A 7,178-nucleotide genomic window follows, 5' to 3' on the forward strand; every position below is an offset into this window, starting at 1 on the left:
TTCATCTGGCGGTCACATGACGCTGCGTCTGGCGGTCACATGACCGCCCCAACCTGCCAGGGCACGAATTCGTTGTCGCCATAGCCGAGCAGTTCGGATTTGGTGCGCGCGCCGGAGGCGACGTCGAGCAGGTGGCGGAAGATCTCTTCGCCCTTTTGCGCGATCGTCATGCCGGCGAGGATGTCGCCGCAATCGATGTCCATGTCGGTTTCCATGCGGCGGTAGAGATCGCTGTTGGTCGCCAGCTTGATCGAGGGCACCGGCTTGCAGCCGAATGCCGAGCCGCGGCCGGTGGTGAAGCACAGGATGTTGGCGCCGCCGGCGACCTGGCCGGTGACCGAGACGGGGTCGTAGCCGGGCGTGTCCATGAAGACGAACCCGCGCTCGGTGACCGGGTCGGCATAGCGGTAGACCGCAGTGAGTGGGGTGGTGCCGCCCTTGGCCACGGCGCCGAGGGATTTTTCGAGAATGGTGGTCAGCCCGCCAGCCTTGTTGCCGGGTGAGGGGTTGTTGTTCATCTGTCCGCCGGTGCGGGCGAGATAGTCGCGCCACCAGTCGATCCGCGCCAGCAGGTCGTCGGCGACGCGGCGGCTCGCGGCGCGGTGCACAAGAAGGTGTTCGGCGCCGTAGATTTCCGGCGTTTCCGACAGGATCGCGGTGCCGCCGTGGCGCACCAGAATGTCCGCCGCCTCGCCGAGTGCGGGGTTGGCGGTGAGGCCGGAATAGGCGTCCGACCCGCCGCATTGCAGGGCGAGAACAAGATGCGAGGCGGGCAGGGGCTCGCGCCGCGCGGCGTCGGCGCGGGGCAGGATCTCGCGCAGCGCGGCGAGCCCGGCCTCGATCGTCGCGGGCGTGCCGCCGGAATCCTGGATCGTCATCCAGTGAAAGCGGGGATCGTCCTTCAGCCCGTAGCGGGCGGTCATCCGCGCGATCTGCAGCACCTCGCAGCCCAAGCCGATGAACAGCACGCCGGCGACGTTCGGGTTGCAGGCCGCCCCCCAGAGCGTGCGTTCGAGCAGCTCGTAGCCCTCGCCGTCGGCCGCCATGCCGCAGCCGGTGCCGTGGGTGAGCGGGACGATGCCGTCGACATTCGGAAACCCGTCGAGCAGGCCGCTCCGTTCCGCCCGCAGCGCGATCTGGCGGGCGACGGTGGCGGCGCAGTTCACCGAGCTCAGAATGGCGATGTAGTTGCGCGTGCCGACCTGGCCGTTGGCGCGGCGGAAGCCCATGAACGTCGCCGGGGCGGCGACGGGTTCGACCGGCTTCACCGCGCCGAGCGTGTAGTCGCGCGCGAATTCGTGAACCTCGACATTGTGTTCGTGCACCCAGGCGCCGGGGGCGATGGCCTCCTTCGCAAAGCCAATGATCTGGCCGAACTTGCGCACCGGCGCGCCGGCCTCGATCGGGGCGGCGGCGATCTTGTGCCCGCGGGGAATGCGCGCCGAGGTCACCAGGCCCTCGGCGACGCCGGTGCCGGATGCGATCGGCTCTATCGCCACGAGGACGTTGTCGGCGTCGTTCAGGCGCACGGTGGTGGGAGCGTTCATGGGTCTGGTTCCGTTTCTCGCCTAGGCGCGGGGCGGCGGTGCGCCCCGGTCGTTGAAGGGAATATATCGGTTTGTATTTTTCCGATAAACGGCAGTCCGGTCAAGCGCCGGCGGGCCGCCCCGCGCGCTGGGCCACCTCGCCGGCATCGGGCGAGAAGTAGTCGCGCCGCTCGGCGATCAGCAGGCGCACGGTTTCGAACACCCGGTCGAGATGCGTCTGCATGGCGGCGGCGGCGCGCTCGGCATCGCGCCGCATCAGCGCGTCGAAGATCGCCTGGTGCTCGGCGAGCACGGTTTCGGCGTGGTGCGGGCGCGGGAAGCCGAGGCGGCGGATGCGGTCGAGCTGCGCCTTGGCGCCGTTGATGATGCGCCAGACCGTGGGCGAGGCGCCGCATTCGCTGATGAGGCGGTGGAAATCCTCGTCCAGCAGGTAGAACCCATCGAAGTCGCGGGCTTCGGCGGCCTTGTGCTGGGCTTCCATATTCGCGGCCAGCGCGCGTTCGACGGCAAGGTTCATCCGCGATGAGGCGAGCCGCACCACGCGCATCTCCAGCGCGTCGCGCACCATCTGGCCGTCGAACGCGTCCTGGATATGGATGGGAGCGACGCTGGTGCCCAAATTCGGCACCACGGTAACCAGGTTTTCCGCCGCGAGTTGCAGGATCGCCTCGCGCAACGGCGTGCGCGACACGCCGAGCCGGGCGCAGATTTCCCGCTCGTTGATTGCCGCCCCTGGCGGGAGCTTGAGCTGGACGATGCCGTTGCGGATGATCGTGTAGATTTGCGCCGTCTTGCCGATCGCGGGGTCGAGCCACACCGCCGCAAGCGACGCGAGGAAAGGGTCTTCCGGTTCATCGCCGGTGAATCCGGCTTCATGTTTGCGGGGACGCGGCATCTGCCTTCTTGGTCCGGTGCGCTTTTTCGGTCAAGTCGGGGTAGGGCGCCCGGAGCCCTTTCCGATCCCGCCGGATCGGATAAAGATGGTGGGACTTATGGGCGGATCGGCTGGCCGTTCAGCGCGCGCCTCCGTGCGCTGGACTGACAAGGGGAAAGGGCGGGGCGATGGAAGAGACCTGGCGCTGGTTCGGGCCGGAAGATCCGATCCCGCTCGCCCATGTCCGGCAGGCGGGGGCGACCGGCGTGGTGACGGCGCTGCACGACATCCCCCCCGGCGAGCCCTGGCCGGTCGCCGCGGTGCAGGCGCGTCGCGACGCGATCGAGGCCGCCGGGCTGCGCTGGAGCGTGTGCGAGTCGATCCCGGTGCCGACCGGCATCAAGTGCCGAGACAGTCACTGGCCGCGCCTCGTCGGGGCGTGGAAGGACTCGCTCGCCGCGGTGGCGCGGGCGGGGGTGGGCGTGATCTGCTACAATTTCATGCCGGTGATCGACTGGACCCGCACCGAACTCGCCCACGAGATGCCGGACGGGGCGAAGGCGCTGCGCTTCGACATGGTGGATTTTATTCTCTACGACGCCTTCGTGCTGCGCCGCGCCGGGGCGGCGGAGGGCTATCCGGCGCCGCTGGTCGCGCAGGCGGAGGCGCGGATGGCGGCCTGCGACGCGCAGGCGCTGGAGCGGCTGGAGCGGACCATCATCGCCGGCCTGCCGGGCGGGGCGGCGTCGCAGACGCGGGAGACCATCGCCGCCGAGATCGCGCGGTTCGATGGGCTGGACGACGCGGCGGTGCGCGCCAACCTGGGCGATTTCCTGCGCGAGGTGGTGCCAGTGGCCGAGGAACTCGGCGTGCGGCTCGCGATCCATCCCGACGATCCGCCGGTGAAGCTGTTCGGCCTGCCGCGCGTGGTCTCGACGCTGGAGGATCTGGCGACGCTGTTCCAGGCGGTGCCCTCGCGGGCGAACGGGCTGACGCTCTGCGCCGGCTCGCTCGGGTCGCGCGCGGATAACGACGTGCTGGCGATCGCCGAGACGTTCCGCAGCCGCATCCATTTCGTCCATCTGCGCAACGTAACGGTCGAGCCGGACGGCTCCTTCGTCGAGGCGCCGCATCTCGACGGGCGGACCGACATGGTGGCCATGCTCGCCCTGCTGCTGCGCGAGGAACGCGAGGCGGCGACGGCGGGGCGGCGGGCGTCGATCCCGTTACGGCCGGATCATGGGCATCTGCTCGCCGCCGATGCGGCGCGGCGGGTCAATCCCGGCTATTCCTATATCGGCCGGCTGCGCGGGCTGGCGGAATTGCGCGGCGTGATCCGCGCGCTCGAAGCCACGGCGCCGGCGGCCTGATGTTCGTCGCCATCGGCGAGTGCCTCGCGGAGTTCGCGCCGAACGAGGCGGGCGGCTACACGCTCGGTTTCGCGGGCGATACGTTCAACGCCGCCTGGGCGGCGCGGGTGCGGCTGCGCGGTGCCGTGCCGGTGCGCTACGTGACCGCGATCGGGACCGACTGGATGTCGGACGCGATGCGCGCGCGGATCGAGGCGGCCGGGATCGATGCGGCGTTCGTGCGGCGGGTCGAGGGCGCGTCGGTCGGGCTTTACGTGATCCGGGTGGAGGCGGGCGAGCGGAGCTTCGCCTATTGGCGGCGGCACTCGGCGGCGACGCATCTGGCCGACGATCCGGCGTTCCTCGCACGGGCGCTGGCGGGCGCGCGGCTCGTGCTGGTCTCGGGCATCACACTGGCGATCCTGCCGCCGGCGGGGCGGGCGGCGCTGCTGGACGTCCTCGGCGCGGCGCGGGCGGCGGGGGCCGAGATCGCCTTCGATACCAATTACCGCCCGGCGCTGTGGCGCGACGCCGACGAGGCGCGGGAGATCGTCCGGCGCGTGCTGCCGCTCGTGGATATCGCGCTGCCGACCTTCGAGGACGAGGCGGCCCTGTTCGGCGACGCGGCGCCGGCGGCGACGGTCGCGCGACTGGCGGCGGCGGGGGTGCGGGATATCGTCGTCAAGAACGGCACAGCGGCGACGCTGGGGCGCTTTGGTGCGGACAGCTTCGAGGTGGTGCCGCGCGAGGTGGTGACGCCGGTGGATTCGACCGGCGCGGGCGATGCGTTCAACGGCACCTTCCTCGCCTGCCGGATGCAGGGGATGGCGCCCGCTTCTGCGGTGGCGGCGGCGCAGGCGGTGGCGGCGCGGGCGGTGCTGACGCGCGGCGCGCTGATCGCCGAAGAGGCGTGAGCCGGGCTCAGAGCACTTTCCGATCCTTTTGGATCGGATGTAGTGCTCTATCATGCTGATAAACTGAGCATCTTTATCCGATCAGATGACTCCATCTGATCGGATGATGCTCTAGCCCCGGTAGATGCGCGCGGCGTTGCCGCCGAACACCGCGTCCATCGCATCAGGTGCTATCATCCCGGTGAGGGCTTCCGCCGCGCCGCGCCAGGCATCGTAGGAGGCGGCGAGGGTGAGCACCGGCCAGTCGCTGCCCCAGAGAATCCGGTCCGGCCCGAAGGCCTCGAACACCGTTCGCACATAGGGGACGAGCGCGTCGAATCCCGCGCCAGGTGCGGCTTCGGTGATGAGGCCGGAGAGCTTGCAGGCGATCGCGGTATCGGCGGCGAGGCGGTGCAGCGCGTCGGCCCAGGCGGTGTGGCCGCGCTGCGCGATCGGCGGCTTGGCGGCATGGTCGAGCACCATGGCGAGGCCGGGATGCCGGCGGGCGAGTTCGCGGCAGCGCGGCAGATGCGCGGGGCGGACCAGCAGGTCGAGCACCAGGCCGGCGCGTTCCATCGCGGCGAGGGCGGGTTCGATGTCCGGGCGCAAAATCCAGTCGGGATCGGCGATGTCCTGCAGCATCGGGCGCAGGCCGGCGAGGCGCGGTTCGCCGGCGAGGGCGGCGATGCGGGCGGGCGCGTCCGCCGCCGCGAGATCGGTCCAGCCGACCACGGCGCGGACGAAGCCGCCGGCGCGGGCGGCGATGTCGAGCAGGAAGCGCGTTTCCGCCTCGGTGGGCGCGGCCTGGACGAGGATGACGGCGTCGATCCCCGTCGCGGTGCGGCTTGCCTCGTCGAGCGTGATCTCGCGGCAGATCGGCAGGTCCGGCGTCAGCCAGCCATAGTCGCCACGGGCGGGCGACCAGAGATGCAGGTGGGCGTCGATGCGCATCAGGCGGTCAGCGCGCGGTCGAGATGAACGTAGCCGCCATCGACGACATGATGCTGGCCGGTGACGTGCGAGGCGGCGACGGAGAGCAGGAAGACGACGCTCGCCGCGATTTCCGCCGGCGTCGTCATGCGCGCGCCGAGCGGGATGGTGCGGGTGATGGCGGCGCGGCGGGCGTCGGGATCGGGCTGGGCGGACAGCCATTGGTCGTACATCGGCGTGGAGACCTCGGCGGGCAGGACGGCGTTGACCCGTATGCCATCGGCGGCGAGTTCGGCGGCCCATTCGCGGGTGAGACCGAGCAGGCCGCCCTTGGCCGCGGCATAGCCGCTGGTGCCGCCCTGGCCGGTGAGGGCGACCTTTGAGGCGATGTTCACCACCGCGCCGCGCGACTGGCGCAGATGCGGCAGGCACAGATGCATCAGGGTGAAGCACTGCACGAGATTGCGTTCGAGCGAGGCGCGGAAGGCGGCGAGGGCGATATCGAGCGTGCCGCCAAGCCCGGCGCGGTCGTTCACGCCGGCATTGTTCACCAGCCCGTCGATCCGGCCGTGGCGCGCGGCGATGGCGGCGATGGCCGCGGCGCAGGCGGCGTCGTCGGTCAGGTCGAGGCGGTGATGCTCGCCGGGTGCTGCGGCACGGTCGAGCACGACCGGCACCGCGCCAGCGCCGGCGAGCGTGTCCACCACCGCGGCGCCGATTCCCGAGGCGCCGCCGGTGACGATAATGATCTTTCCATTGAGCCCAAGTTCCATCTTTGCTCCCTCCCTCACGGATTACGCGAATTTATTATTGTGTATACGCAATGAAAATTGCGAGACATGCTGACGAGGCTATCAATCGGGTTCTCGCCGCGCAAGCCGGCCCACGATCCCGCGATGGTGAGAAACGGGCACGCGCTTCCCGCTTGTCAGCGTTGCCGCATATCGATATTCTGCAACTCAATGGCTGGTGCTGAAGCGCCGGCGGAGGGAGGAAAAACGATGCGAGCGAACGACCCAGCAACGGGCGCGCCGGTCGGAACGGAGATCACGGCGTGAGCGTGCCCGCCCTCGAGGTGCGCGGCGTCGACAAGCGGTTCGGCGCGATCGAGGTGCTGCGCGGCGTGTCGCTCGAAGTGGCCCCCGGCGAGGTGCTCGGCGTGGTTGGCGACAACGGGGCCGGCAAGTCCACCCTGATGAAGGTGATTTCCGGCGTGCACCGGGCCGATTCCGGCTCGATCCGGCTCGGCGGCGAGGAGATGTCGTTCCGCTCGCCGCGCGATGCGCGCAATGCCGGGATCGAGACGATCTATCAGGATCTCGCCCTTGCCGATCATCTCGATGTGGGCGCCAACATCTTCCTTGGCCGCGAGCCGATGCGGCGCTTCATGGGCCTGGTGCCGATGCTCGACGAGCGGAAGATCCATGGCGAGATCGCCGCCCTGCTGGCGCGGATCGAAAGCCATATTCCCGACCCGATGACCCGCGTGCTCGACCTCTCCGGCGGGCAGCGCCAGGCGGTGGCGATCGCGCGCGCGCTCTACTGGCGGGCGAAGGTCGTCATCATGGACGAGCCGACGGCGGCC

General features: G+C 70.1%; 7 protein-coding genes. 3 read left to right on the plus strand and 4 right to left on the minus strand.

All coding sequences use genetic code 11. The features are described from left to right. Window positions 1–35: 35 nt before the first annotated feature. Both ACIDOCELLA78_RS86530 and ACIDOCELLA78_RS86535 read right to left on the minus strand, forming a co-directional pair. Window positions 36–1,547: a UxaA family hydrolase gene (locus ACIDOCELLA78_RS86530; RefSeq protein WP_201728294.1), complete on the minus strand. Its 1,512-nt coding sequence runs from the start codon at window positions 1,545–1,547 to the stop codon at window positions 36–38. A gap of 100 nt (window positions 1,548–1,647) precedes the next feature. Then, complete coding sequence (locus tag ACIDOCELLA78_RS86535) at window positions 1,648–2,442, minus strand: GntR family transcriptional regulator (protein WP_201728295.1); 795 nt, start codon at window positions 2,440–2,442, stop codon at window positions 1,648–1,650. 167 nt (window positions 2,443–2,609) lie between these two features. On the opposite strand from ACIDOCELLA78_RS86535, the gene uxuA reads away from it, so the two are divergent. Then, window positions 2,610–3,791 (plus strand): mannonate dehydratase, encoded by a 1,182-nt coding sequence (gene uxuA / locus ACIDOCELLA78_RS86540; RefSeq protein WP_201728296.1) that lies wholly within the window; start codon window positions 2,610–2,612, stop codon window positions 3,789–3,791. Then, the gene (locus ACIDOCELLA78_RS86545; RefSeq protein WP_201728297.1) at window positions 3,791–4,684 is read left to right on the plus strand and encodes a sugar kinase; all 894 of its coding nucleotides are present in this window, start codon (window positions 3,791–3,793) and stop codon (window positions 4,682–4,684) included. The genes uxuA and ACIDOCELLA78_RS86545 overlap by 1 nt, the downstream gene beginning before the upstream one ends. A 111-nt stretch (window positions 4,685–4,795) precedes the next feature. On the opposite strand, the gene ACIDOCELLA78_RS86550 is transcribed toward ACIDOCELLA78_RS86545, so the two are convergent. Then, on the minus strand, window positions 4,796–5,614 hold the full coding sequence (locus tag ACIDOCELLA78_RS86550; RefSeq protein WP_201728298.1) for an amidohydrolase: 819 nt from the start codon (window positions 5,612–5,614) through the stop codon (window positions 4,796–4,798). Further along, the gene (locus ACIDOCELLA78_RS86555) at window positions 5,614–6,366 is read right to left on the minus strand and encodes an SDR family oxidoreductase (protein ID WP_201728299.1); all 753 of its coding nucleotides are present in this window, start codon (window positions 6,364–6,366) and stop codon (window positions 5,614–5,616) included. The genes ACIDOCELLA78_RS86550 and ACIDOCELLA78_RS86555 overlap by 1 nt, the downstream gene beginning before the upstream one ends. 281 nt (window positions 6,367–6,647) lie before the next feature. Between ACIDOCELLA78_RS86555 and ACIDOCELLA78_RS86560 the strand changes: the two genes are divergently transcribed. After that, window positions 6,648–7,178, plus strand: a 531-nt coding sequence (locus ACIDOCELLA78_RS86560; RefSeq protein ID WP_201728300.1) for an ATP-binding cassette domain-containing protein, incomplete at its 3' end; no start/stop codon positions are given.

Source organism: Acidocella sp. C78, assembly GCF_907164655.1.